Origin of the sequence: Serratia sp. J2 (assembly GCF_046269175.1) — a bacterium.
Lineage (GTDB): Bacteria > Pseudomonadota > Gammaproteobacteria > Enterobacterales > Enterobacteriaceae > Chania > Chania fonticola_C.
On record NZ_JBKABN010000002.1, the window covers coordinates 343,779 to 366,931 of the forward strand.

At 56.3% G+C, this 23,153-nt stretch carries 20 protein-coding genes; 12 read left to right on the plus strand and 8 right to left on the minus strand.

From position 1 onward, the window contains the following. Positions 1 to 66 precede the first annotated feature (66 nt). Positions 67 to 618: a tyrosine-type DNA invertase gene (locus ACKWMY_RS03495; protein WP_024529452.1), complete on the minus strand. Its 552-nt coding sequence runs from the start codon at positions 616 to 618 to the stop codon at positions 67 to 69. A gap of 511 nt (positions 619 to 1,129) precedes the next feature. On the opposite strand from ACKWMY_RS03495, the gene ACKWMY_RS03500 reads away from it, so the two are divergent. Then, positions 1,130 to 2,782, plus strand: a complete 1,653-nt coding sequence (locus ACKWMY_RS03500) for a multidrug ABC transporter permease/ATP-binding protein (RefSeq protein WP_409485890.1) — start codon at positions 1,130 to 1,132, stop codon at positions 2,780 to 2,782. Between the two features lie 366 nt (positions 2,783 to 3,148). On the opposite strand, the gene ACKWMY_RS03505 is transcribed toward ACKWMY_RS03500, so the two are convergent. After that, positions 3,149 to 4,363, minus strand: a complete 1,215-nt coding sequence (locus ACKWMY_RS03505; protein ID WP_409485891.1) for a CynX/NimT family MFS transporter — start codon at positions 4,361 to 4,363, stop codon at positions 3,149 to 3,151. 696 nt (positions 4,364 to 5,059) lie between these two features. On the opposite strand from ACKWMY_RS03505, the gene agaR reads away from it, so the two are divergent. The 6 genes from agaR to agaF are packed head-to-tail and all read left to right on the plus strand — an operon-like array spanning position 5,060 to position 9,740. Then, positions 5,060 to 5,836, plus strand: coding sequence for a transcriptional repressor AgaR (gene agaR, locus ACKWMY_RS03510; protein WP_037375671.1), 777 nt, complete (start codon positions 5,060 to 5,062; stop codon positions 5,834 to 5,836). Between the two features lie 20 nt (positions 5,837 to 5,856). Beyond that, complete coding sequence (locus tag ACKWMY_RS03515) at positions 5,857 to 7,140, plus strand: D-tagatose-bisphosphate aldolase, class II, non-catalytic subunit (RefSeq protein WP_024529456.1); 1,284 nt, start codon at positions 5,857 to 5,859, stop codon at positions 7,138 to 7,140. Position 7,141: 1 nt separating this feature from the next. Beyond that, positions 7,142 to 7,618 carry a PTS N-acetylgalactosamine transporter subunit IIB gene (agaV, locus tag ACKWMY_RS03520; RefSeq protein WP_024529457.1) on the plus strand — a complete coding sequence of 159 codons (477 nt, stop codon included), beginning with the start codon at positions 7,142 to 7,144 and terminating at the stop codon, positions 7,616 to 7,618. 14 nt (positions 7,619 to 7,632) lie between these two features. Then, complete coding sequence (agaW, locus tag ACKWMY_RS03525) at positions 7,633 to 8,412, plus strand: PTS N-acetylgalactosamine transporter subunit IIC (protein ID WP_021179850.1); 780 nt, start codon at positions 7,633 to 7,635, stop codon at positions 8,410 to 8,412. Next, positions 8,402 to 9,295: a PTS system mannose/fructose/sorbose family transporter subunit IID gene (locus ACKWMY_RS03530; RefSeq protein ID WP_199061458.1), complete on the plus strand. Its 894-nt coding sequence runs from the start codon at positions 8,402 to 8,404 to the stop codon at positions 9,293 to 9,295. The genes agaW and ACKWMY_RS03530 overlap by 11 nt, the downstream gene beginning before the upstream one ends. 10 nt (positions 9,296 to 9,305) lie before the next feature. After that, on the plus strand, positions 9,306 to 9,740 hold the full coding sequence (agaF, locus tag ACKWMY_RS03535; protein WP_409485892.1) for a PTS galactosamine/N-acetylgalactosamine transporter subunit IIA: 435 nt from the start codon (positions 9,306 to 9,308) through the stop codon (positions 9,738 to 9,740). Positions 9,741 to 9,797: 57 nt separating this feature from the next. Here agaF and ACKWMY_RS03540 read toward each other — a convergent pair whose 3' ends face one another. The 3 genes from ACKWMY_RS03540 to ACKWMY_RS03550 all read right to left on the minus strand — a co-directional run bounded on the left by ACKWMY_RS03540 (position 9,798) and on the right by ACKWMY_RS03550 (position 13,310). Then, positions 9,798 to 11,531, minus strand: a complete 1,734-nt coding sequence (locus ACKWMY_RS03540) for an ABC transporter ATP-binding protein/permease (RefSeq protein ID WP_409485893.1) — start codon at positions 11,529 to 11,531, stop codon at positions 9,798 to 9,800. 237 nt (positions 11,532 to 11,768) lie between these two features. Beyond that, positions 11,769 to 12,407, minus strand: coding sequence for a DsbA family protein (locus ACKWMY_RS03545; protein ID WP_024529461.1), 639 nt, complete (start codon positions 12,405 to 12,407; stop codon positions 11,769 to 11,771). A gap of 18 nt (positions 12,408 to 12,425) precedes the next feature. Next, positions 12,426 to 13,310, minus strand: a complete 885-nt coding sequence (locus ACKWMY_RS03550; RefSeq protein ID WP_199061453.1) for an MBL fold metallo-hydrolase — start codon at positions 13,308 to 13,310, stop codon at positions 12,426 to 12,428. A gap of 109 nt (positions 13,311 to 13,419) precedes the next feature. On the opposite strand from ACKWMY_RS03550, the gene ACKWMY_RS03555 reads away from it, so the two are divergent. Beyond that, on the plus strand, positions 13,420 to 14,328 hold the full coding sequence (locus ACKWMY_RS03555; RefSeq protein ID WP_024529463.1) for a LysR family transcriptional regulator: 909 nt from the start codon (positions 13,420 to 13,422) through the stop codon (positions 14,326 to 14,328). Here ACKWMY_RS03555 and ACKWMY_RS03560 read toward each other — a convergent pair. After that, positions 14,325 to 15,248, minus strand: coding sequence for a LysR family transcriptional regulator (locus ACKWMY_RS03560; protein WP_024529464.1), 924 nt, complete (start codon positions 15,246 to 15,248; stop codon positions 14,325 to 14,327). The genes ACKWMY_RS03555 and ACKWMY_RS03560 overlap by 4 nt on opposite strands. 122 nt (positions 15,249 to 15,370) lie before the next feature. Here ACKWMY_RS03560 and lysA point away from each other — a divergent pair, with 122 nt between their 5' ends. After that, positions 15,371 to 16,636: a diaminopimelate decarboxylase gene (gene lysA / locus ACKWMY_RS03565; protein ID WP_409485894.1), complete on the plus strand. Its 1,266-nt coding sequence runs from the start codon at positions 15,371 to 15,373 to the stop codon at positions 16,634 to 16,636. On the opposite strand, the gene ACKWMY_RS03570 is transcribed toward lysA, so the two are convergent. Beyond that, positions 16,633 to 17,640, minus strand: a complete 1,008-nt coding sequence (locus ACKWMY_RS03570) for a LacI family DNA-binding transcriptional regulator (RefSeq protein WP_409485895.1) — start codon at positions 17,638 to 17,640, stop codon at positions 16,633 to 16,635. The two genes, lysA and ACKWMY_RS03570, sit on opposite strands and share 4 nt — an antisense overlap. 182 nt (positions 17,641 to 17,822) lie before the next feature. Here ACKWMY_RS03570 and ACKWMY_RS03575 point away from each other — a divergent pair, with 182 nt between their 5' ends. Next, positions 17,823 to 18,278, plus strand: a complete 456-nt coding sequence (locus ACKWMY_RS03575; RefSeq protein WP_199061449.1) for a GNAT family N-acetyltransferase — start codon at positions 17,823 to 17,825, stop codon at positions 18,276 to 18,278. Here the strand turns inward: ACKWMY_RS03575 and galR are convergent. After that, a complete protein-coding gene (galR, locus tag ACKWMY_RS03580) occupies positions 18,275 to 19,294 on the minus strand; it encodes an HTH-type transcriptional regulator GalR (RefSeq protein ID WP_024485039.1) in 1,020 nt (339 codons plus the stop codon). The genes ACKWMY_RS03575 and galR overlap by 4 nt on opposite strands. Before the next feature lie 470 nt (positions 19,295 to 19,764). On the opposite strand from galR, the gene aas reads away from it, so the two are divergent. Further along, the gene (aas, locus tag ACKWMY_RS03585) at positions 19,765 to 21,918 is read left to right on the plus strand and encodes a bifunctional acyl-ACP--phospholipid O-acyltransferase/long-chain-fatty-acid--ACP ligase (protein WP_409485896.1); all 2,154 of its coding nucleotides are present in this window, start codon (positions 19,765 to 19,767) and stop codon (positions 21,916 to 21,918) included. Then, positions 21,918 to 23,108 (plus strand): lysophospholipid transporter LplT, encoded by a 1,191-nt coding sequence (gene lplT / locus ACKWMY_RS03590; RefSeq protein WP_261160410.1) that lies wholly within the window; start codon positions 21,918 to 21,920, stop codon positions 23,106 to 23,108. Before aas ends, lplT begins: the two co-directional genes overlap by 1 nt. Positions 23,109 to 23,153 lie beyond the last annotated feature (45 nt).

A 23,153-nucleotide genomic window follows, 5' to 3' on the forward strand; every position in this document is an offset into this window, starting at 1 on the left:
ACACAGCTAGCTACACCCGCGAAGTAAAAAATGCGGTGCCAGTGTTAATCGGTGGCCTGCGTTGGGTTAAATATGTATTACCCGAAAGCGTTCAACATTGCTGGCAGTATAAATAACGGTATTTTGAATGTTGCGATGGCCCAGGTAATCTTGAATGAGTCTGGTGTCTATCCCTCTATCTGCCAGGGCATAGCCGCAGGAATGGCGTAGCATATGGGGATGGACCTGGACGTCGATACCGGCTAATTCACCGTAGGACTTTATTAATCGGTAAAGCTGTTGGCGTGAAATTTGCCCACCGTGGCGAGAAAGAAACAACCAGGGGCTATCAGGTTCCAGGTAGCCCGGGCGCTTTGCCAGCCAGCGGCTCAGCGCGATACGCTCACGGATTTGAATAGGATGCTGGACCGAAAAACCGTTCTTTAGGCGGGATACGTGTAAGCGGTTGGTAGCCAGGTCAATATCCTCCAGCCGCAGTCCCCGTAGTTCGCTGACGCGTAATCCATGAATAAAGCACATCAACAGCATACAACGATCGCGGCAACCGTTGACGCCGTCCGGGACGGCGGAGATCATTCTCTCAATTTCAATATGGCTGAGATATTTGCGTTTTGTCATTCTCTTATCCCTAAGTTAAATAAAGCAAATATGACGGATGGTATATTCATTTAAACATTGAATACCCTTATCAGCAAACAAAATAGCAGTGTTACTGCGGGGTTAATCCTACAGCATTATCTTATTACTAGGGTTGAAGGGGGGTTAACGGTTATTTATTAAGAAAAAATCAACTCACTTGATCATCAGGAAGCCCTGTTGGATAGGTTTGTAAACCGTATATTTAGAAATGATTTATCTAATCTAACCGGTTAGCTGTTTATCTAAAGCGACTTGAACATCTTTGGGTTTATGCCTATTTTTGAGATTTTTATTATTGCGTTAATAATGTTTTTTAGCCCGATAAGCTGCTGCTAGCCCTCTATTTTCTTTAGTCATCGCCCTGCGTTTGGCCTGCACGGCCAGGCCAGGGGCATCATCTGCTCACCCAACAAAATGAGAATTGTTATTGATATCACGCTTTCGCCAACTACAATGCCCGCCAGTGCATGATTTTTGAATAGGGTTTCTGATGGAGTTGTTACGGGTGGTGTTCCAGCAGTATCGCTGGCCGTTTCTGGCGGTAATGGCGTTAACCATGGCCAGTGCGGCGTTGGGGATTGGCATCATTGCATTTATTAACGTGCAACTGATGGGCGCGGCGGGTAACCCGCTAGTGGTGTTGCCGCAGTTTCTCGGCCTGTTGGCCCTATTGATGGCGGTTACGCTCGGCTCTCAGTTGGCGTTGACCTCGTTGGGGCACTATTTTGTTTACCGGCTGCGTGGTCAACTGGTGAAGCGAATATTGGATACCCATATTGAACGGTTGGAACAGTTGGGTAGTGCCTCACTGCTGGCTAGCCTGTCGAGCGATATTCGCAATATCACCATTGCTTTTGTCCGCCTACCGGAGTTGGTTCAGGGGGTGATCCTGACCTTGGGATCGGCTGCCTATCTGGGCTGGTTGTCGCCTGCCATGTTGGGCGTGACAGCGATATGGGTGACGGTCACCATTTTGGGGAGTTGGTATCTGGTCTCGCGGGTTTATAGCCACCTGAGCAGCGTGCGCGAAGCGGAAGAGCGGCTCTATCTGCATTATCAAGCGGCGATCGATGGGCGTAAAGAGTTGGCGCTGAACCGCGATCGGGCAAAAATGCTATTCCAGCAGGCTTACCAGCCCGATGCCGGTGACTACCGTTATCATATTATCCGTGCAGATACCTTCCACCTTAGCGCCGTGAACTGGTCGAATATCATGATGTTGGGCGCCATCGGCCTGGTGTTCTATATGGCAAACAGCCTGGGCTGGGCGAATACCACGGTGGCGGCGACCTATTCCCTGACCTTATTGTTCCTGCGTACCCCCTTATTACAGGCGGTTGGGGCATTCCCGACGCTGATTGCGGCCGAAGTGGCCTTCAATAAAGTGAAGACGCTCAAACTGGCGGACTATGATCCGGCATTTCCGGCTCCAAAGGCTCGCGCGTGGCAAACGCTGGAACTACGCGACGTTGCATTCCACTATGCGGCGGGTGAACAGCAATCAGGGTTTGCGGTTGGGCCGATCAATTTGACGTTACGGCGTGGCGAACTGGTGTTCCTGATTGGCGGCAACGGTAGCGGTAAATCGACGCTGGCCATGCTGCTCACTGGGCTGTATGTGCCCGTTAGTGGGCAGATCCTGCTGGATGGTCAACCGATTACGGTTGCCGATCGTGAAGATTATCGCCGCCTGTTCTCTGCCATCTTTACGGATTTCCACCAGTTTCACCATCTGTTGGGGCCGCAAGGAGAACAACCGGACGCCGAACTGGTGGAAACCTGGTTGCAGCGCCTGAAGATGAAAAGCAAATTGGAGTTCGACGGTACGCGCGTCACTAATCCACAACTGTCGCAAGGGCAGCGCAAGCGCCTGGCCCTGTTGTTAGCGGTGGCTGAAAAGCGGGATATTTTACTGCTGGATGAGTGGGCGGCGGATCAGGATCCCCAGTTCCGCCGTACTTTCTACCGTGAGTTACTGCCCCAACTGCGCGAAATGGGAAAAACCGTGTTTGCTATCAGCCATGACGACCATTACTTTGAACATGCCGATCGCCTGCTGCAAATGCGAGATGGGCATCTGAGCGAACTGATTGGGGATGATCGCCATCAGGCGAGTCGGGACTCCGTTAGCCAGCTTGATTGAATTGCTGAATTTGTCGGGGCGCTAATATTCGCCCCGACATAGCGACTTGGTTGAGGAATATCTGTCGTCCCATAGGCCTAGGCTTGTGGAGTGATTGTTTATACCGATAATCAAAATCGCCGCCAATGATTTACTCTGTGTCTAGGGGAAAACGGTACATGGCATTGCGCTCGTGGTACCGATTTCAATTGGCAACAGGGTAGCCAGGGGAGCAGGAACGCGCCGATGGACAATCAATCACTCATTCCCACCACAGAGGTTCTACTAGCGGAAACGCTAAGATTTCCGCCATCCTGGCAACTCAATGAGCGGCAACAGCGCTTTATCGAGGATCTTTGGCTGGGAGAAGATCATGCCATGCCTGGTTCAGCCGATAATCTTGCGACGCCCGGCCAAGATGCCGAACAGCAGCTGTAGCAGCGTTAACCCTAGCAAAATCGTCAACGGCACCGTCCAGCCTTGGGTCAAATCATGCACCAGGCCAAACAAGGTCGGCCCCAGCGCGGCCAGCAGATAGCCGATGGATTGTGCCATCCCTGACAGCACCGTTGCCTGGTGATGGTGCTGGCTGCGCAAGCCAAAGAAGGACAGCGCCAGCACCAGTGAACTCCCCGCCCCCAGCCCGGCAAATATCAGCCAGATAAGCGAGTGGGCAGGCAGCAACAGCAATCCGCCGACGCCAATAAAGATCAACAGCGAACTGACCAGTGCGATCCCCCGCTGGTCACGAGCGCGTGGTAGTGCAAACACCATCACAAAGTTGGCGGCGATCGCCACGATCTGATAAACAAACAGCTCGAACCCCGCCTGCTGCGGTGAGGTGCCGTGGCTGGCGGCAAAGGCGCTGAACCAACCGATAATGGTGTAGAAGGTGATGGATTGCAGCCCCATGAACAAGGCCACCTGCCAACCCAGGGCGCTGCTCCAGGGGGAGCGAAAGGTTTCTGCAGCCACCGGCGTGCCGGTTCGGGGAACCGGGATGGGTTTGCGCTTCAATTGGGGTAGCCAGATCGCCAGCGCGATAAACGCCGGCAGGCTCCAGCACAGCAGTGAAAAACGCCAGCCGTTATCGTTGAATGCCGCTAACGGCACCGCCATGCCGGAGGCGATAGCGGCCACCAGTGACATCACGGCCGCATAGGTACTGATCATCACCGCAGCCCGATGAGGAAAATCGCGTTTTACCAGCGTTGGTAGCACCACGTTGGCAAAGGCGATGGCAGCGCCGATCAACACCGTTCCCAGCCACAGCATGCCATCCCACGGTTGTGAACGTAGCACGATCCCGGCGACCAGCAGCATTAGCGCCAGCCCGAGTGTGCGTTCAATCCCAATGTGTTTGGCCAGCGACGGCGTTAATGGCGATAACACCGCAAACAGGATCAGCGGCAGGGAATTGAGTAACCCGGCGGCGGTGGCAGAAAGCATCAGTTGGTGCTGGATCTGTTCCAGTAACGGGCCTACGCTGGTTAAAGGGGCGCGCAGGTTAGCTGCCACCAGCATGATGCCGGCCAGCAATAAGAAACGCGTCAAACGGCTGCGTTTAACAACACAATGTGTGGATGGTTCGGGTTGGGGCATGGGATCCTCGCATCAGGCATGCAGCCAATCATTACTGCATGACGAGATGCGTTGATTGACGTTAACGCTTACGTACTGGCAGGGCTGCCGGTATCTACGCGCCAGTTTAGGAAAGATCGCCTCGCCTGACAAGAGGTTAAGGAAACCGCACTTGGCACCCTCCAGATGGCTTTGATCAACGCGAGGGAAATTATTGCTGGCAGCATTGCCCGCCATAACGGATAGTAACGGCAGTAAACTTATTGTGAGGAATCGCTATGTCTTCTTTCTACAGCCCCCGCCGTATCGTGCTTTACACCATCGCCGTGATCGTGATTTTGGTGATTGTCGGTCTGGTGACTCACCTGGGTGTCGGTTGGCTAAACTGAACCAATTAACAGTTTTGTGAAGTTGATCACCTAAGGAAAGAAAAGCCTTTTCGCTGCTGCCCGCCAAAGCCGCTTTCACTGTGCTATTTTTCACATACTCTTAACCTGCCGCCCTATCGGCCTGCGGCAGATTTCACTTTTCTCGCGCCCGCCGAGAAAATAGTTTCATTTCATTTCGATCCGAAAGCTTTTTACCCCCATTTGCTGCTAAAACTGCCCTGTAACCCCGATCACAATTTCATTGCTTTCGCTTTGTTGTAATACCGCCGCAGTAGAGCGAAAGCCATCATCTCCCGGCCATAACCGGAAACCTGAGGACCTATTGCTCATGCCAGTGAACACCGCTAAACGACGTGAACACATTATCGATCTGCTCTGCGAGCACGGAAGCGTGCGGGTGGAACAGCTCAGCAAACAGTTTGCCGTTTCCACGGTGACGATCCGCAACGATCTGCGCTTTCTGGAACGCAAAGGCTGTGCGCTGCGTGCCTATGGTGGGGCGATGCTCAACCAGCAGTTTGCCTTCGATCGCCCATTACACGACAAGGGGCGCTTGAACCGAGATGTGAAATCACAGATTGCCTGCCGAGCGGCAAGCTACGTGCGGGACGGTGATGCGCTGATCCTGGACTCCGGTTCCACCACGGCCCAGATCGTGCCCTGGTTGAAACCGCGCCGCGATCTGGTGGTGATGACCAATGCGCTGAACATTGCCTATGAGCTTTCAGGCTACGACGGGGTGGAAGTGATGGTGTTGGGGGGAAGCGTCCGGCAGAACTCCTATTCGCTCTATGGCCCGGCTGCCGAGCAGCAATTGCGCCAGTACCGCTTCGACAAACTGTTTCTGGGCGTCGACGGTTTCGATCTGGTTGCGGGGATCACTACGCCTCACCCCGGCGAGGCGCACCTCAATCGTGTGATGTGCGAGGTGGCGCGCGAAATTATCGCGGTAGCGGATGCCAGCAAGTTTGGTCGCAAGAGCTTTTGCATGATCCGCGAAGTCGGGCAAATTCATCGGCTGATCACAGATAGCCGTCTTCCACAAGATTATCAGCAGGCGCTCAGCGATTTAGGCGTAGATGTGGTGATAGCCGATCGCGAATAGGGTGCCATCATGGGGGATTCATGCAGCAGTGGTTACAACTGGTAGCACAGCACAAGGCCGGCCAGCCGGTGGGGATATTTTCCGTTTGCTCCGCGCATCCTTGGGTATTGCAGGCCGCCTTGCGGCAAGCAAAGGCACGTGGCACGCCGGTATTGATCGAGGCGACGTCAAACCAGGTTAACCAGTTTGGCGGCTACACCGGCCAGACCGCCGCACAGTTTCGTGATGCGCTGTGGCAGATGGCGGATGACATCGGGTTGCCAAGGAGCGCTATTTGGCTGGGGGGCGATCATCTTGGCCCTAACGCCTGGCAAGAGCGCCCGGCACAAGAGGCGATGGCGCTATCCGAAACCCTGATTGACGACTATGTGCGCGCCGGATTTCGCAAAATCCATCTCGACTGCTCCATGTCCTGCTCTGACGATCCCACCCCGTTGGGAGATGAAGTGGTGGCGCAGCGTGCGGCGCGCCTGTGCGCAGTGGCGGAACGAGCCTGGCAGCAAGCGGGTGGTGAAGCTCCGGTGTATGTGATCGGAACCGAAGTGCCAGTGCCGGGCGGTGCGCAGGAAACGCTGCAAGGCATCCAGGTGACTACGCCACAGGCCGTCTCCGTCACGTTAGAGGCGCACCGTCATGCCTGGCAGCAGGCAGAACTGAGCAGCGCGTGGTCACGAGTGATCGCCTTGGTGGTGCAACCTGGCGTCGAGTTCGACCATCACAGCGTCGAACATTACCAACCGCAGGCGGCGCAGGCGTTGAGCCGCTTTATCGAACGCCAACCGGGGTTGCTGTATGAGGCCCACTCGACCGACTACCAGGCACCGAAGGCTTATTCGCAGCTGGTGCGTGACCATTTCGCCATTCTGAAAGTTGGCCCGGCGCTCACTTTTGCGCTGCGTGAGGCGCTGTTTGCCCTCGATCGTATCGAACGTGAATGGTTAGGGGAGCATCGTTCGGCCCAGCTGTGCGCCACGCTTGAACAGGTGATGCGCGAACAGCCGCAGCAGTGGAGCCGCTATTATCACGGCAGCCCGCATCAACAGTATCTGGATCGGCACTACAGCCTGAGCGATCGTGTGCGCTATTACTGGCCGCAGCCACAGGTCCAGCAGGCCGTGGATGCGCTGATGGACAATCTACGGAGCAATCCAATCCCGCTGGCCTTACTCAGCCAGTATTTACCCGACCAGGCACGGGCCTTGAATGCCGGTGAGCTGAGCCAGGATCCGCAAGATTGGGTGATCCACAAAATTACCCAGGTGCTCGACGACTACCACTCAGCCTGTTACCCGGAGGTGCGCTGATATGCCCAATATTCTGATGACCCGTATCGATAATCGCCTGGTGCATGGCCAGGTAGGGGTGACCTGGACCAACACGCTGGGAGCCAATCTGGTGGTAGTGGCCAACGATGACGCCGCCGCCGATCCGGTACAGCAAAACCTGATGGACATGGTGGTGGCCGAAGGCGTGCAGACTCGGTACTTCACCCTGCAAAAAACCATCGACGTGATCCATAAGGCGGCGGATCGGCAAAAGATTTTTCTGGTGTGCAAAACGCCGCAGGACGTATTGAAACTGGTGCAGGGCGGAGTGCCCATCACTTTTGTCAACGTTGGCAATATGCACTTCGCCGCAGGAAAACGGCAAATCCACAAAACGGTCTCGGTGGATGACGATGATATTGCCGCCTTTCGTGAGCTGGCGGCGTTGGGCGTAGCCTGCGAGGTGCGCCGAGTGCCGGATGAAGCCGGTGAAGCGATAGGCAAACTGCTCGCTTGAGCGCAGGGGGAAGCATGTTAACTGACGCGTTATTGATTGCATTACTCGCGGGGCTGGCCGGAGTCGACCTGTTTGACGGCCTGACCCACTTCCACCGCCCGGTAGTGATGGGACCGCTGGTTGGCCTGATCCTGGGGGATGTCACTACCGGCTTGCTGGTAGGCGGGACGTTGGAACTAGTGTGGATGGGCATGGTGCCATTGGCCGGTGCGCAGCCGCCTAACGTGGTGATCGGCGGGGTGGTCGGCACGGCGTTTGCCATCCTCACCAAGGCCGATCCCAAGGTGGCCATTGGCGTGGCGGTGCCGTTCGCCATTGCGGTACAGGGCTGCATCACGCTGCTGTTCACCGCGTTTTCACCCATGATGCACCGCTGCGATCGCATGGTGCAGGAACTGAACTGGCGTGGCGTTGAGCGAGTGAACTACCTCGGCATCAGTATCCTGTTTGTTTTCTATTTTGTGGTGGCGTTTTTGCCGATTTACTTCGGTGCCGATGCGGCCAGCGCCATGGTGCAGAAAGCGCCGACCTGGCTGCTGGATGGGCTGGCGGTGGCGGGCGGTATGATGCCGGCGATCGGCTTCTCACTGCTGATGAAAGTGATGATGAAGAAAACCTACGTGGCGTATTTCATCCTCGGCTTTATTTCGGTGACTTTCCTTAAGCTGCCGATCTTGGCGGTGGCACTGGGGGCATTGGCGATCGCGCTGATCGATTTCTTTAACAGTCAACGGGCAGATGCGGATGTGACCAGGAAGCCTGTTCAACCGGAGGACGCTGAAGATGGCATTTAATGACTCTGACGATCTGCTGGCGCAAAAAGCAGCAAAACGCCTGGAACAGGCATTGGCCACCAGCCAGGTAGAGCAGGACGACTACGTTGATAGCCGCCCGGCAGAGGCGCTGACGCGCAGTGATATCAACCGTATGGCCTGGCGTTCGTTGTTACTGCAGGCATCATTCAACTATGAACGTATGCAGGCCGGTGGCTGGCTGTACACCTTGATCCCGGGTTTGCGCAAGATCCACCGCAATCCTCAGGATCTGGCGAATTCGATGAAGATGCATATGGAGTTTATCAACGTGCATCCTTTCGACGTTACCTTCCTTTCGGGGTTGGTGCTGGCGATGGAGCAAAACAAGGAGAAAGTCTCCACCATTCGAGCGGTGAAAGTGGCGCTGATGGGGCCGTTGGGAGGCATTGGTGATGCGCTGTTCTGGCTGACGCTGTTGCCGATTTGTGCGGGCATCGGGGCCTCTTTAGCGCTGGAAGGCAGCCTGTTTGGGCCGATAGTGTTCCTGCTGTTGTTCAACGTGTTCCACTTCGGGCTGCGCTTTGGGCTGGCGCACTATGGCTATCAGGCGGGCACCAGTGCGCTGACGCTGTTGAAAACCCATACCAAACGAATATCCCATGCGGCGTCGATCGTGGGCATGACGGTCATCGGTGCGCTGGTGGCCTCCTATGTACATCTTTCCACGCCGCTGATCATGCATGCCGGTAAGGCCACCGTGGCGTTGCAAACGGATGTGCTCGATAAGTTGATGCCTAACCTGTTGCCGCTGTGTTTCACGCTGCTGGTGTTCTTCCTGATGAAGCGCGGTTTCTCACCGGTGAAACTGATCGGTGTGACGGTGGTGATCGGCGTAGTGGGTAAATTTTTCGGTTTGCTGTGAGGAAGTGAACATGCCAGGAATTGTCATTACCGGCCACGGCGGCTTCGCCAGTGGCCTGCTGCAGGCGCTAGAACAGGTGGTAGGAGAACAGCCTGCCTGTATCGCGGTGGACTTCCCTGTCCATATGGGGACGGCGGAGCTGAAAGTGGAGTTGAGTGCCGCGCTGCAAGCGGTAGAGCAAGCGGACGGCGTGGTGTTCCTTACCGATATGTTGGGGGGATCGCCTTTCCGTAGTGCCTGCGAGTTGGCCGATGCGCATGGCAACTGTGAGGTGCTGACCGGGGTTAATATGCAGTTGGCTGCCGAAATGATGCTGGAGCGTGAAGGGCTGAGCCTGACCGAGTTCCGTGACATGGCGCTGGCCTGCGGCAAACGTGGCTTGACCAGCCTGTGGCATGAACGGCGTAAGGTGAAATGCGCCAACGCCGAGGCTGATGGGATTTAATCAGGTGCCCTCTCACTCCAACCCTTCCAAAGGGGGGAGTGAGAGGAGCTATTGAGGCTAACTCGGCATCGGCAACGGGCTAAGCGCCATCTGGGCCGGGCCATTTTCATTACGGCTGAAACGCCAGCAGGTCTGATGATATTTCGCCACGCTGTTGCGGTGTGCCACGCTGACCAGCGTGACCTCCGGCAGTTCGTCAACCAGCAGGCAATACATCAATTGCTCGGTTTCATCATCCAACGCGCTGGTGGCCTCATCCAGGAACAGTACATCCGGGCGGGTAAGGATCGCACGGGCAAACGCCAATCGCTGCTGCTCGCCCGGTGAAAGGCGATGGCTCCAGTTGGCGCTGGTATCCAGCCAGCGTTGCAGGTGTTTCAGCCGGCAGTTTTCCAGGACTTTCAACAACTGCTCATCGCTGTAGTCTTTATCCTGATGCGGATAGCTCAGCGCTTCACGCAGCGTACCGATCGGGATATAGCTGCGCTGCGGTAGGAACAGCGTCGTGAGGTGATTATCCAGGCCGATTTCACCGGAGCCGTAAGGCCAGATCCCGGCAATGGCACGCAGCAGCGTTGATTTACCACAGCCAGAAGGGCCAACGACCAGCACGCGCTCGCCGCGTTTCAGCGTCATGGTTGCTGCACTTAACAGAGGCTGTCCATCGGGCAGCGTAAGGCCAACATCGCGCAGCATCAGCGGTGAGTGGTCTTCCTGTTGCAGGCTGATACCGCGGCTCTGGTTATGCACCTCGTCCACCGCCGCGTTAAAGCCAGCCAGACGGTTAACGCAGGCTTTCCAGGTGGCCAGATCGGTAAACGCGTCGATAAACCACGACAGCGACCCTTGCACCTGGCCGAATGCGGAGGAGATTTGCATCAGTCCGCCCATTTGGATCGCACCTGAGAAATAGCGTGGTGCCGCCACCAGCAGCGGAAAGACAATGGCAAACTGGCTGTAGAAATTACTGGCGATATTCAGCCGCCGGGTGATACGCATGATCGACCACCAGTTACTGCGGATGGCCTCAAAGCGGTTACTTAGCTGCTGTTTCTCTCGTGGTTCACCGTGATACAGCGCGATGGCATCGTTATTTTCACGAATACGGATCAGCCCGAAACGGAAGTTCGCCTCATAACGTTCCTGATTAAAGCCGAGCATAACCAGGGGCTTGCCGACCCACCAGATCAGTAAGGATCCCAGTACCGCGTACAACAGGGCAAACCACACCATATAGCCTGGCAGGGTAATGGCATGCTGGGCGATCACGAAGGTCATCGGCCCGCTGATATGCCAGAGAATGGTAATAAACGAACAGAGTGTCACCAGGCTGGAGAGCAGGCCGAGCGACAAAGATAAGGTGTACTGGGTCAGGACGTTGAGATCGTCAGAGATACGCTGATCGGGGTTATCGATAATCTGCTGTTGTTCGGTATGGTAATAGGCCTGGTGCGCCAGCCACTTGCCCATAAATTTTTCCGTCATCCAGCGCCGCCAGCGCATCTGTAGGCCCTGGGTCAGGTAGATTTTGTAGACCGCCAGCACGATGAAAGATAATGCCAGATAGGTAAAGCGCCACAGCTGGGCTTTGAACACCGGGTAGTTTTTATTCTGCAGGGCATCGTAGAACACCTGGTTCCACTGGTTGATCAGCACGCTGATATAAACCAGCCCCAGGGATAGGCCCACGATGGCGATCAGCATCGTCCAGGCGCGCCATTTTTCTTCCGAAACCCAAAAGGGTTTGATCAACTGCCAGACGGCTTGTTTTTGTGTGGTGCTCGTGTTCATAAAAATCCAGAAGGTATCGTTTTCTTCTAGCATGGGCACGAGGTTGGTAACAAACAAACCGCCACATGTAAGCAGTTTTGACGTGGCTCATTATTTGCAATACAGCAGAGATAAAACGAGCGCTAGTAACGTTGATTAGCGTAAGGCGAAGGCGTCTTTGGCGCGGCGGCAAATCACAACACAAAATGAAATTGTTACAACTATGTTCGGGGCGAACATGTGCTCGCCCCGGCAGATTTATTTTACGGCATCTTTCAGTAATGCTTTCCAGCCTTCAACATTTCCCAAATACTCCTGCACGGGGATCTGGGATAGCCGCCCTTGATTATCCTCCAGGGCAAAGGTTGGGAAGCCATGCCCACGGACTTTGGCGAGCAGTGCGCGGCTGTCGGCGATATGCTGTGCCGTTGGCGCGCCGCTGTTCAAACGCATCTCGGCAATAAAGGCAGCAGGATCCAGGCCCAACTCTTTCGCCAGCGCTTCCAACACTGGCGCATCGGCAATACGTCGCCCTTCCCGGTAGTGGGCTTCCTGAATGCGGTGCAGCATATCCAGGCCCCGTCCGGCGAGCTGTTCAGCGGCCAGGATCGCAACGATCGGTGGCTCAGAGTCCATCACCGCCGTGGTGTCTCGCAGCAGTCCGTTGAAGTAACCGTCGCCGAAAGGCTGGCCGGTTAGCCCGGCAATCCGCTTATCATGCGGCATCACGTAATTGCGCCATTCCTCGTTGATGGTTCGGCGGGCATTGCCGGTCATCATGCCACCGGCGTGCAGGGCAACGGTCAGGCCTGGAATAGCCTGCGCGGCCTTGGCCAGCGGTGCTGCACCGTAACACCAGCCGCACAGCGGATCGAAAATGTAATGCAGGGTCGTCATGTTTTTGCTCCTACCGCTTTACTGTGGCCACTTCATTTCGCCTTTCAGTACCTTGGCGCTCAGTTCCAGGCTAGAACCATCTTGCAGTTTTGGATAGTGCTGCTGCATGGCCGCGATCAGTTCCGCGGAGTTCTTGGTTTTTGGCAACTCACTTTCCAGCGTGGTCAGGTAATTGTGGGTAAAGGTCACCGACTCCAGCGTTTGTGCCGCTCCTGGCAGGAAGTGCCCTGGAACTACTACCAGCGGTTTCAGCGCCTTGATGCTTTCCAGCGTTTGCTGCCAATGAGCGCGTGACTCGACGGTCTGATTATCCGCAATCCACGGATGAATATTGTCACCGGCCACCGGTACGCCACCCACCACAGCTTTCAACGACGGGATCCACACAAAGGTGCGATCCGGCGTTGGGCCATTGAGGCCTTTCACTTCGACCTGCTGGCCATCGATGCTAAAGCTGCTGCCTTGCAACGGCTGCGGCACGATCACGGCTTTCGGCGCATTCTCCTTCAGGATCGGCCCCCAATAGGCGAGTTTACCTGCCTGGGTTGCATTGATCGCTTTGATCGTTTCCGGTGAAGCAATGATATTTGCCTCCGGGAAGGCGGCTTTGATCACATCCAGGCCGAAATAGAAATCCGGATCCGAATGGCTGATATAGACCGTGGTCAGCTTTTTACCGGTAGCCTTGATCTTTTTCACCAGCTCCTGCGCGTCGTTACGCTGGAATTGGGCATCGATCAGCGCCACTTCATGTGGGCCGCTGACAATCTCGGAAGAGACCGGGAAAACGCTCTTTTCGCCTGGGTTGTACACTTCCAGGGTCAGAGTATTAGCCGCAGTGGCGAAGGTGCTGAGTGAAACGAAGCCGGTTGCGGCCAGAGTCAGTAATGATTTCTTAAACATGTGCAGGTGCCTTTTGGGTGTTTGTTATCGTTGGTCAGATGATAGGTTGCATAGAACGGGAGAAAAACCGGATAATAAGCAATTATTCATTGCGTAAATCGAGCGAATCATGGATCGCATTACCGCCGCAGAGGTTTTTGTCACTATCGTCGAACGCGGCAGCATGATTGCGGCAGCGGATACCCTGGCAATGTCGCGAGCTATGGTGACGCGCTATCTGGCGCAGATGGAACAATGGGCCGGGGCGCGGCTGCTGCACCGTACTACGCGTAGGCTCAGCCTGACCGATGCCGGAGAGCGCACCTTGGAACGTTGCCGCCAAATGCTGGCGGTAGCGAAAGATATCGATCTGGTGGAAAACGAGCAGAGTGACGATTTACGTGGCCTGCTACGAATCACCTGTTCGCAATCGCTTGGCCAAACGGCGCTGGTGGGGGCGGTGGCGCAGTACCTGAAGCGTCATCCTCAGGTGGCGGTGGATCTGCAAATGAATAACCGAGCGGTCAATCTGGTGGAAGAGCGGATCGATCTGGCGCTACGCATCACCAATGAACTGGATCCCAATCTGATTGCCCGGCCACTTTCCAACTGCGCTTCGGTGATCTGTGCGTCTCCAGCCTATCTGGCCGCTCATGGTACCCCGCGTCACCCACAGGATTTAGCCCTGCACAACTGCCTCACCTATTCCTACTTTGGTAAAAGCCTGTGGCACTTTGATGAGCAAGGCGTGAAGTCGGCGGTGGCGGTCAGTGGCAACCTCAGTGCCAACGAATCGGTGGTGCTGTTGGCAGGAACGCTGCAAGGTGCGGGGATCTCCATGCAACCTTATTATTCTGCTGCGCCACTGTTGGCAAAGGGGGAGTTGGTGGAACTGTTACCGGGGTATTTGTCACAGACGATGGGGATCTACGGCATCTACACCTCGCGCCGCCAAATGCCCGCCACGTTGCGCACCATGCTGGATTTCCTGGTGGAATGGTTTGCCACCGATCCTGGCTGGCGTGCCACGCTGCGCTAGCGTTGGATAACCGAAGCCAGGCGGGCGGGCAACTGTTGCGCCTGCTGCTGCAAGTGCTGCACAAAGGCGGTGACCAGCGCGGAAGAGGGGCGGTGCAGCGGGCGGATCAGGCTCACGGTAAACGGTACCTCGACGCTGAAGGGCCGCACATGAACACCATTATTGGCGTAATCCAACGCGGTCAGTGGGTTGACGATCGAGATGCCGACTCCAGCCTTGACCATCGCACAGACCGAAGCGGCGCTGTGGGTCTCCATCACCATCCGGCGCTCGATGCCTTGTTCATGGAACAGCGCATCCAGCAGTTGTCGATAGCTGTCGGTGTTCGACAGGCTGATAAAGTTTTCTGCGTTGAAGTCCTGCGGCGTCAGCGTGCTTTTCGCAAGCAATGGGTGCCCGGCAGGCAGCACACACACCTCATTCATCGTCATCAGCGTCATGCGCTCGGTGCCAGCGGGCGTCAGGGTATTCTCCGTCAGGCCCAGATCGTGGCGCTGTGCCGAAAGCCACTCTTCCAGCAACGGTGACTCCTGCGGGATCACGCTGAAGCTCACTTCCGGATAACGATCAACAAAAGGTTTGCACACGGCAGGCAGCAGCGATTGGGAAAACACCGGCAGACAGGCAATGGAAAGCTGCGCCTGCTGGAATTGCCGGATACCGGCGGCCGCATTCTTGATGCGATCCAGGCCGTAATAGGAGCGCTGCACTTCTTCAAACAGCCGCAAGCCTTGCACCGTCGGGTAAAGGCGGCCACGTACGCGGTCGAACAGTTGCAATTGGATTAACTTCTCGAAGCGGGCAAGCTCGCGGCTGACGGTCGGTTGTGAGGTTTGCAGCAGCGCCGCCGCTTCGGTCAGATTGCCGGTGGTCATCACCGCGTGGAAAATCTCAATCTGGCGCAGGGTAATGGCGTACATGGCGAAACTCCACGGAGAGGGAAAGCCATATCATAAATGAATAGACTATGGCGAAATAGATATTTTTCACACCGGGGCCGCTGCGGCATGATGGTGGAAAATTTGATTATGGGAACCGAACCATGCCACGCTCCTTGAACGACACCTCTACCGCCCTGAACGCCGCCAATCTGCTGGCACTGCCCCAACGCTTTGGTTGCCCGGTCTGGGCCTATGATGCGGCTATCATCAGCCAGCGTATCAGCCAGTTGCAGCACTTTGACGTGATCCGTTTTGCTCAGAAAGCCTGCTCGAATATTCATATTCTGCGCCTGATGCGCCTGATGCGCGAGCTGGGCGTCAAGGTGGATTCGGTGTCGCTGGGGGAAATCGAGCGCGCGTTAAAAGCCGGTTTTGAGCCGGGTGGCGAAGATATCGTGTTTACCGCCGATGTGCTGGATCACGCCACTCTGGCGCGCGTCAGTGAATTGAAAATCCCGGTCAATGCCGGTTCTATCGATATGCTGGAGCAGCTTGGCCAGGTGTCTGCCGGGCATCCGGTATGGCTGCGGATCAACCCTGGTTTTGGCCACGGCCACAGCCAGAAAACCAATACCGGCGGTGAAAACAGCAAGCATGGTATCTGGTATGCCGATCTGCCGCAGGCGGTCGCCAAGGTGCAGCAATATGGCCTGAAACTGATCGGGCTGCATATGCACATCGGTTCCGGGGTGGATTACCAGCACCTGGAGCGCGTGTGTGATGCGATGGTGCAGCAGGTGATTGCGCTGGGGCAGGACATTACGGCTATTTCCGCCGGTGGCGGCCTTTCTATCCCTTATCAGCAAGGGGAGGAGGCGATCAATACCGAACACTATTACGGCCTGTGGAACCGCGCACGTGAGCGAGTTGCCGCACATCTGGGCCATCCGGTGAAGTTGGAAATCGAGCCGGGGCGTTTCCTGATGGCCGAAGCAGGCGTGCTGGTGGCCGAAGTGCGTTCGGTAAAACAGATGGGCAGCCGCCACTTTGTCCTGGTGGACGCTGGGTTTAACGATTTGATGCGTCCGGCGATGTATGGCAGCTATCACCATATCTCCCTGCTGCCTGCCGACGGCCGCAATACTGATAACCAACCGTTGCAAGATACCGTGATCGCCGGGCCACTGTGTGAGTCGGGTGATGTGTTTACCCAGCAAGCGGGTGGCGGTATTGAAACCCGTCCGTTGCCGCAGGTGCGGGTCGGTGATTATCTGGTATTCCATGACACCGGGGCCTATGGCTCGTCGATGTCCTCCAACTACAACAGCCGCCCGTTGCTGCCGGAAGTGCTGTTTGAAAACGGTGAGCCTCGGCTGATCCGTCGCCGCCAGACGATTGAAGAATTGATCGGGCTGGAGTTAATTTAAGCGTAGGGGCCAGGTACCACGGACTCACGCAGTTTTAACTCACCGACAAACGGCGTTAGCGGTTGCAGCGCTTCGCCGTTGATCAGACGCAGGGCCTGGGCGATCGCCGCTTCGATCATCGCGTCGATCGGCAGATAGACGGTGGATAACGCCGGTTGCAGATAGGCGGCGCTTGGCTCATCGTCGAAACCAAACAGCGAAACGTCCTCAGGCAGGCGTTTGCCAGCCTGGTGCAGGGCCTTCATCGCGCCGATGGCCATATCATCGTTGCTGGCAAACAGCGCGCTGAATGCGTTGCCGCTAGCCAGCAGGGCCTTACAGCTAAGGTATCCGCCAGGTACGCTACTATCACCGTTGGTGATCAGGGCATCATTGAATGCTATCTGATGGTGTTCCAACGCCTGACGGTAACCCGCCAAGCGGGATTGGGCAGTGGGTGTATCAATTGGCCCGGTGATGCAGGCGATCTCACGGTGCCCTTGACCGATCAGATAATCCACCACGTTGAAGGCGGCCTGTTGCTGTTCGAAGAACACGCAGCGTTGACGAGCCTGCGGCAGATCGCGGTTAATGACCATCACCGGAACCGGCAGGTCTTCCAGCAACTCCATCAGGGCACTTTCGCCCATAAAGCGGGTGTACAGGATAATCGCGTCGCAACGGCGATCCGCCAGCAGCCGTACCGCCTGCAATTCATCTTCTGGCGTGTCGTGGCCGTCGGTGACGATCAGGTGCTTGCCGCTGGCTTCGATCAGTTTGGCGGCCTGGCGCAGCAAACGGCCAAAGTAGGGGCCGTCAAAATTGGATACTACCAGCCCAATGCTGTTGGAGCTTTTATTGGCCAGCGATTGGGCGAGAAAGTTTGGCCGGTAGCCCAACTCATCCATTGCCTTGAACACCGCATCACGCGTGCTCTTCTTCACCTGGCCGGTGCCATTTAAAACGCGGGAAACCGTGGCTTTGGATACCCCCGCGCGCATGGAAACATCCAACATGGTGATCATCAATGGCTACCCTCTTTCAACGTCCGCTGCGGTAAATATTGCTGAGTCTAGCATAGGGTTAGATCGCGTCGAACATGTTCGACTCCTACAAATTCAGCAACATATGTTGTTGGGGCACCCATGCATTGATTCGCGTACACTGACGGTGCTGGCGTTTAAGGCATTTTTCAGAGGGGATTAGCGTGTTTCGTATCGTGCATCTGGCGGACTATCCGCAGCATCAGCAACAGGTTATCGACTGGCAGTGGCAGGCGTTTGGCTGCGAAAACAGCCGGGAATTTTTTGCCAGCGTGGTGGCCAGCAGCCTGCGGCATGAAGGTTTGCCCATCACCTTTATTGCCCTGTTGGATGACAAGCCGGTAGGCACCGTGGGGCTGTGGCGCTGTGATTTGATCAGCCGCCAGGATTTAACGCCGTGGCTGGCCGCGCTTTACGTTGAAGAGAGCCAGCGCGGCAGCGGGCTGGGGCTGCAGCTCCAGCAATATGTGCAGGAATACAGCCGCCGGGCCGGGTTCAAGGAGCTGTATCTGTATGCTGAGTTTAGCGGTTATTACGAACGCCATGGCTGGCAGCACATCGGCGAGGCGCTGGAGTACCCGGATCGCCCCGTGCGCCTCTACCACCGCCTGCTAGATTAGTTTTGCTCGAAAGCGTTATTGATGCTGGCGACCGAATGGCGGCGTACCAGCGTCGGGCTGAACATATTGGTGATCTCCGGTAGCGGCTGGTTGTTGGCCAGCGCTAATGCCAGCTCTGCTGCTTGCGTCGCCATCGCCACCACCGGGTAGCGGATAGTGGTCAGGCGTGGGCGCAGATAGCGCGAAATCAGTACGTCATCAAAACCAATCAGCGAAATCTGGCCTGGAACGTCCACGCTGTTATCACTGAGTACCGAAAGCGCCCCGGCGGCCATCGGATCGTTATAGCAGGTGATGGCGGTAAACTGCTTACCACGGCCCAGTAACTCGGTCATGGCCTGCTCGCCGCCAATCTCATCCGGCTTGCCGTAGGCAACCAGCTTCTCATCCACCGCAATACCGTGCTCTTCCAATGCATCCAGGTAGCCCTGTAATCGATCGGTAGCATCTGAAATCTGGTGGTTGGAGCAGATGAAGGCGATCCGCTGGTGGCCCTGCTGGATCAGATGACGGGTGGCCAGCCAGGCACCATAGCGATCGTCAAGCGCTACGCAGCGGGGCTCAAAGCCAGGCAGCGTACGGTTGATCAGCACCATGCCTGGGATCTGGCGCATCCAGACGGTTAGCTCATCGTCGGTCAGCTTCTTGGCATGCACCACCAAGGCCGCACAGCGATGACGCACCAGTTGCTCAATGGCCTGGCGCTCTTTTTCGGCATTGTGGTAACCGTTACCAATCAGCAGAAAATTATGCGTGGCGTAGGCCACCTGCTCCACGGCTTTTACCATGGCACCAAAGAAGGGATCGGAAACGTCAGAGACAATCAGGCCCAGGGTTTCGGTGGATTGCTGTGCCAGCGCACGGGCATTGGCGTTGGGGTGATACTGCAATCCTTCCATGGCGGCCAGCACGGCGGTCCGTGAACTTTCGCTGGCTTTCGGGGAATTATTTATTACGCGGGACACCGTGGCGACGGAAACACCCGCCAGCCTGGCAACATCCTTAATCGTGGCCATATCTGCAACACTTCCTGGGTAATCGCTTACATTCCTCAGTTTTGCGGAAAAAATCGCGCGCCGCAAGGGCTGGTATCGTTAACTTGTGGTGAGTGTTGCATTTATGGTTTTTAAATCCACCTTTTCGCCCAAGCGGATCCAGGGTTAACGGGCACAGCATGCAGGCTCCTGCGATCCGGAGCGGCTGAGGTTTTGCAATAGTTTCAAAACCATGTCTATCAAAGGAAAAACTACATCGCTGGTTACACTTTGCGCCTGACTGTTGCGATTGGCCGCTGGTGAGAGTTTGGCGTGGCGGGGTAAATTGAATGTCCCAGAGGTATTGATTGGTGAGCAATCGGCATACTCTGTATGTTGAAGCCATTTTCAATTGCACCAACCTACGCGGATGCGTAGGTTTTTTTTTGCCTGCCGTATAGTATTCTTCCCTCAGACAATTTTTAAGGCCATCAACCCCGAGGGAGAGTGGGATGATATATACCGTGTTACGTGCACTGTTTCGCCTGATGTTTCGTGTTCGTGTCGAAGGCGATGCCAGGCATTTTGAGCAGCAGAAACTGCTGATCACCCCGAATCACGTTTCTTTCATGGATGGCGCGCTGCTGGCGTTGTTCTTACCGATCAAACCGGTGTTTGCCGTTTACTCCAGCATTTCGGAACGTTGGTTTATGCGCTGGCTGAAGCCTTATATCGACTTTGTGCCACTGGATCCCACCAAACCGATGGCCATCAAGCATCTGGTGCGTATGGTTGAGCAGGGCAGGCCGATCGTGGTGTTCCCGGAAGGGCGCATTACGGTGACCGGCTCATTGATGAAGATCTACGACGGGGCGGCCTTTATCGCCGCCAAATCTGGTGCCACCATCGTGCCGGTACGTATCGATGGCCCGGAGTTCAGCGTGTTTGGCCGTATGGCCGGGGTGTATAAACTCCGCGCCTTCCCACAGACCACCATCAGCATTCTGCCGCCAACCACTTTACCTATGTCAGATGCGCCAAAAGCCAGTCAACGCCGGCAATTGGCCGGTGACAGGCTGCATCAGATCATGATGCAGGCGCGCATGGATACCCTCAAACCGCAAACCTTGTTCGGCGCGCTGTTGGCCGCGCAGCATCGTTATGGCCGCTTCAAGCCCTGCATCGAAGACGTGGGCTTCAAGGAAGACAGCTATCATACGCTGCTCAAAAAATCGCTGGGCGTCAGCCGCATCCTGGAACGTTTTACCGCGCCGAAAGAGCATGTTGGCCTACTGTTGCCCAATGCCACTATTACCGCTGCCGCCATCTTTGGCGCTTCATTGCGGGGCCGTATTCCGGCCATGCTCAATTACACCGCCGGCGTGAACGGGCTGAAAAGCGCGATGACCGCGGCCACCATTAAAACCATCGTCACCTCGCGCCAGTTCCTGGAAAAGGGCAAACTGACACACCTGCCAGAGCAGGTGCCGGAAGCCAACTGGGTCTATCTGGAAGATTTGAAAGATACCGTCACCCGCGACGATAAGCTGTGGATCCTGCGTCACCTGTTCCAGCCACAAAAGGCAATGGTGCCACAGCAGCCAGAAGATGCAGCGCTGATCTTGTTTACCTCCGGCTCGGAAGGCCATCCGAAGGGCGTTGTGCATTCCCATGCCAGCCTGCTGGCCAACGTAGAGCAGATCCGAACCATTGCGGATTTCACCCCGCGCGATCGCTTTATGTCCTCGCTGCCGCTGTTCCACTCTTTCGGCCTGACTGTCGGGTTGATCACCCCGTTGATGACCGGTAGCCGGGTATTCCTCTACCCAAGCCCGCTGCATTATCGCGTGGTGCCGGAACTGGTCTATGACCGCAACTGCACCGTGCTGTTTGGTACCGCGACCTTCCTCAACAACTACGCCCGCTTCGCCCATCCTTACGATTTTGCCCGCCTGCGCTATGTGGTGGCCGGTGCCGAGAAACTGGCCGAAAGCACCAAACAGATTTATCAGGACAAATACGGCATCCGTATTTTAGAAGGCTACGGTGTGACGGAGTGTGCTCCGGTAGTGTCGATCAACGTGCCTCTGGCGGCCAAAGTTGGCACCGTAGGCCGCATTATGCCGCAGATGGAAGCACGTTTGATCAAGATGGCTGGGATCGATAACGGTGGCCGTCTGCAATTGAAAGGCCCGAACATCATGAAGGGCTACCTGCGGGTTGAGCGCCCAGGAGAACTGGAAGCTCCGGCAGCCGAGGACGAAAACGGCGTGCTGCAAGCCGGCTGGTACGATACCGGTGATATTGTCAGCTTCGACGAACAGGGTTATTGCACCATTCGTGGCCGCGTGAAGCGCTTTGCCAAACTGGCGGGGGAAATGATCTCGCTGGAGAGCGTGGAACAGTTGGCAGTGCGCCTGTCACCGGAAGGGCTGCATGCGGCCACGGTGAAAAGCGACAGCAGCAAAGGTGAAGCGCTGGTGTTGTTCACCAACGACGCCAGCATTACCCGTGACAGCTTGCTGCGGGTGGCTCGTGAGCAGGGCACCCCGGAGCTGGCGGTGCCACGTGATATTCGCCTGGTGAAGGCGTTGCCGTTACTGGGCAGCGGCAAACCGGATTTCGTTACTTTGCGCCAAATGGCTGAACAGCCGGAGAAGGCATAATGAATGCAACTGATTCCCCACTGCTGTCACGTTCAATGATCGCGGTGATCTGTGCCCAGTTTCTCTCGGCCTTCGGCGATAACGCCTTGCTGTTTGCGACCCTGGCGCTGATCAAACAGCAAATGTACCCCGATTGGAGCCAACCGATACTGCAAATGGCCTTCGTGGCCACCTATATCATCCTGGCGCCGTTTGTGGGCCAAATCGCCGACAGCTTCTCCAAAGGCCGGGTGATGATGGTCGCCAACGGCTTGAAGCTGGCCGGTGCGCTGGTGATCTGCTTTGGGCTGAACCCGTTCCTGGGCTATACCCTGGTCGGCATCGGGGCGGCGGCTTATTCACCAGCGAAGTACGGCATCCTGGGTGAGATCACCAGCGGCGATAAGCTGGTGAAGGCCAACGGTCTGATGGAGGCTTCCACCATTGCTGCCATCCTGGTGGGGTCGGTAGCCGGTGGCCTGCTGGCAGACTGGCATATCGTGGCTGCACTGGCGGTGTGTGCCGTGGTTTACGGCGCGGCAGTCGTCGCTAACCTCTATATTCCGCGCTTGCCTGCTGCCCACAAGGTGGCCTCCTGGCACCCACGCGTCATGGGGAGCACTTTCTTCAACGCTTGCGTAGTGCTGTGGCGCGATGGCCAAACCCGTTTCTCACTGATCGGTACCAGCCTGTTCTGGGGCGCTGGTGTCACCCTGCGCTTCCTGCTGGTGTTGTGGGTACCGGTAGCGCTGGGCATTAGCGATAACGCCACGCCAACCATGCTCAACGCGATGGTGGCAATAGGTATTGTAGTCGGAGCCGGGGCGGCAGCCCGCTTTGTGACGCTGGAAACGGTTAAGCGCTGTATGCCTGCCGGGATCCTGATCGGCATTGCCGTGGCCTTCTTCGCCGTGCAAACCAGCATGCTGAATGCTTATGGCGTACTGCTGGTGATTGGTGTGCTGGGGGGCTTCTTTGTGGTGCCGCTGAATGCGCTGTTGCAAGAGCGGGGCAAACGCTCAGTTGGGGCGGGGAATGCCATCGCGGTACAGAACCTGGGTGAAAACACCGCCATGCTGCTGATGCTTGGCCTCTACTCTTTGGTGGTCAAATTAGGCGTGCCGGTGATCGGCGTCGGGATCGGTTTTGGCGTCGTGTTCGGCCTTGCCATCACCATACTGTGGATATCTCAATTCCGCTCGAAAGCCTAACAATAGTCCCCTCACCCCAACCCTCTCCCATTGTACAGACCGGGA

Coding starts and splice junctions, on each gene's coding strand:
- ACKWMY_RS03495 (WP_024529452.1), bottom strand. CDS start 618: ATGACAAAACGCAAATATCTCAGCCATATTGAAATTGAGAGAATGATC.
- ACKWMY_RS03500 (WP_409485890.1), top strand. CDS start 1,130: ATGGAGTTGTTACGGGTGGTGTTCCAGCAGTATCGCTGGCCGTTTCTG.
- ACKWMY_RS03505 (WP_409485891.1), bottom strand. CDS start 4,363: ATGCCCCAACCCGAACCATCCACACATTGTGTTGTTAAACGCAGCCGT.
- agaR (WP_037375671.1), top strand. CDS start 5,060: ATGCCAGTGAACACCGCTAAACGACGTGAACACATTATCGATCTGCTC.
- ACKWMY_RS03515 (WP_024529456.1), top strand. CDS start 5,857: ATGCAGCAGTGGTTACAACTGGTAGCACAGCACAAGGCCGGCCAGCCG.
- agaV (WP_024529457.1), top strand. CDS start 7,142: ATGCCCAATATTCTGATGACCCGTATCGATAATCGCCTGGTGCATGGC.
- agaW (WP_021179850.1), top strand. CDS start 7,633: ATGTTAACTGACGCGTTATTGATTGCATTACTCGCGGGGCTGGCCGGA.
- ACKWMY_RS03530 (WP_199061458.1), top strand. CDS start 8,402: ATGGCATTTAATGACTCTGACGATCTGCTGGCGCAAAAAGCAGCAAAA.
- agaF (WP_409485892.1), top strand. CDS start 9,306: ATGCCAGGAATTGTCATTACCGGCCACGGCGGCTTCGCCAGTGGCCTG.
- ACKWMY_RS03540 (WP_409485893.1), bottom strand. CDS start 11,531: ATGAACACGAGCACCACACAAAAACAAGCCGTCTGGCAGTTGATCAAA.
- ACKWMY_RS03545 (WP_024529461.1), bottom strand. CDS start 12,407: ATGACGACCCTGCATTACATTTTCGATCCGCTGTGCGGCTGGTGTTAC.
- ACKWMY_RS03550 (WP_199061453.1), bottom strand. CDS start 13,310: ATGTTTAAGAAATCATTACTGACTCTGGCCGCAACCGGCTTCGTTTCA.
- ACKWMY_RS03555 (WP_024529463.1), top strand. CDS start 13,420: ATGGATCGCATTACCGCCGCAGAGGTTTTTGTCACTATCGTCGAACGC.
- ACKWMY_RS03560 (WP_024529464.1), bottom strand. CDS start 15,248: ATGTACGCCATTACCCTGCGCCAGATTGAGATTTTCCACGCGGTGATG.
- lysA (WP_409485894.1), top strand. CDS start 15,371: ATGCCACGCTCCTTGAACGACACCTCTACCGCCCTGAACGCCGCCAAT.
- ACKWMY_RS03570 (WP_409485895.1), bottom strand. CDS start 17,640: ATGATCACCATGTTGGATGTTTCCATGCGCGCGGGGGTATCCAAAGCC.
- galR (WP_024485039.1), bottom strand. CDS start 19,294: ATGGCCACGATTAAGGATGTTGCCAGGCTGGCGGGTGTTTCCGTCGCC.
- aas (WP_409485896.1), top strand. CDS start 19,765: ATGATATATACCGTGTTACGTGCACTGTTTCGCCTGATGTTTCGTGTT.
- lplT (WP_261160410.1), top strand. CDS start 21,918: ATGAATGCAACTGATTCCCCACTGCTGTCACGTTCAATGATCGCGGTG.